Annotated in this window: 1 protein-coding gene and 1 pseudogene; both read left to right on the forward strand. The window is 62.3% G+C overall.

What is annotated here, in order from left to right; translation table 11 throughout:
- Window positions 1–625, forward strand: a pseudogene (locus NW856_RS14340) (hypothetical protein); the annotation flags it as partial.
- Between the two features lie 22 nt (window positions 626–647).
- Window positions 648–1268, forward strand: a complete 621-nt coding sequence (gene tmk, locus NW856_RS14345; protein WP_414400778.1) for a dTMP kinase — start codon at window positions 648–650, stop codon at window positions 1266–1268.
- Window positions 1269–1525: the final 257 nt, after the last annotated feature.

Here is a 1525-nt window from a genome sequence, read left to right on the forward strand (position 1 = left end):
TGGGCGAGGCGGCAGCTCCAGCGGGGGGGTCTCCTCCTCCGATCTGACGATCCTGCTGGTGGTGGCCCTGCTGGCCTTCTTCGGGGGATTCGCTATCCGCAACATCTTCGCCGAGTCGGGCGGCTTTGACGATGAGCGCCCCATCCGCGCTGCCAATGTGCCCGCAGCCTTTCGCGATTTTTGCTTTGCCTATAACGGCACTGCCTCCTTTACTGTGGTGCAACTGACCAGCGTTTCTGCTCTGACCATGGCCTCAGTGCCCGTTTACAAGATGGATACTTGCACCATCCCCGTCAGCCAAACGGCCAATGCCCTCCAAGCTTTGGGCATCCGCGGCCGGGCCAACACCTTGGGCCCCCAGCTGGGGGGATCCAACCTCACCCTGATCCAGCTCCCCTTGGCCAGCAGCTTGGCGCGCGCCGTGTACAGCCAGTTTCCTGGCTTGGCTACTCAGGGCAACGAGGCGCAGGTTTTGTCCCAACTGGAAGCCACCATCAACAACGCCCTGCGCTCCAACATCGAAGGGTTAGCCCTGCAAAGCCTGGAGCCCACCAACATCCCCGACGTCTACGTGGTGGTGCCGGGGCACTCCTTTAATTTGCAGCCCCAACTCAACCTGCGCTAACCCTCTTGCAGAGGACGACGGTGTGTTCATCACCCTAGAAGGCGGGGAAGGGGTGGGCAAAACCACCCAACAGGCCCTCTTGGTTGAGCGGCTGCGCCAAGAAGGCTACGCTTGCCTGTGTACCCGCGAGCCGGGGGGCACGGCGCTGGGCAAAACGCTGCGGGAGCTGTTGCTGCACGGGGATCCCTTTAGCCCTCTGGCGGAGTTGCTCCTGTACGCGGCGGATCGGGCTGAACACGTGAGCAAAGTCATCGCGCCGGCTCTGGCGGCAGGGCAGGTGGTGGTTTGCGACCGCTTTACCGATTCCACCCTGGCCTATCAAGGCTATGGCCGGGGCATAGATCTGGATCTGATCCGGCAGCTCAACCGATGGGTCACCGACGGGCTACAGCCGGATCTCACCCTGTGGCTGGATCTGCCCCCCGAGGTGGGGCTGGCGCGGTCAGGGTCTTGCGACAAGCTCGAACAAGAACACCTGGAGTTCCACCGCCGCGTCTACCAAGGGTTCCAGGCTCTGGCTGCCGCAGAACCGCAGCGGATTGTCCGCATTGACGCCCAGGGATCCCCGGCAGAGGTGGCTGCCCGCCTCTGGTCAGTGGTCGAACCCCGCCTACCACTTGCGACAGCAGGCCGGGAGCCCTAGACTCTGTTCCGCTGACGGGAATGGCGCGACAGGCCAAAGCTCGCGACAGTTTCCCTGGCCACAGCCTGCTCGGTTTACCAAGGTTAAGATTAGGTTAAAAGGGAAGAGGCGGGGGTAACCTCAAGCTAGGCTGGATGACCTATGTGAAAAGAGCCTGCTGCCCTCTTGGTTCTCGTTTTGGGTAGAGGAGACTGGCTGTGGACGCTGTTGCTGCTGAGCTGAAAACCGATCGCGTCAGCGGGACGGAGTCCTTTCGC

Origin of the sequence: Synechococcus sp. R3-13 (assembly GCF_047462195.1) — a bacterium.
Lineage (GTDB): Bacteria > Cyanobacteriota > Cyanobacteriia > Thermostichales > Thermostichaceae > Thermostichus.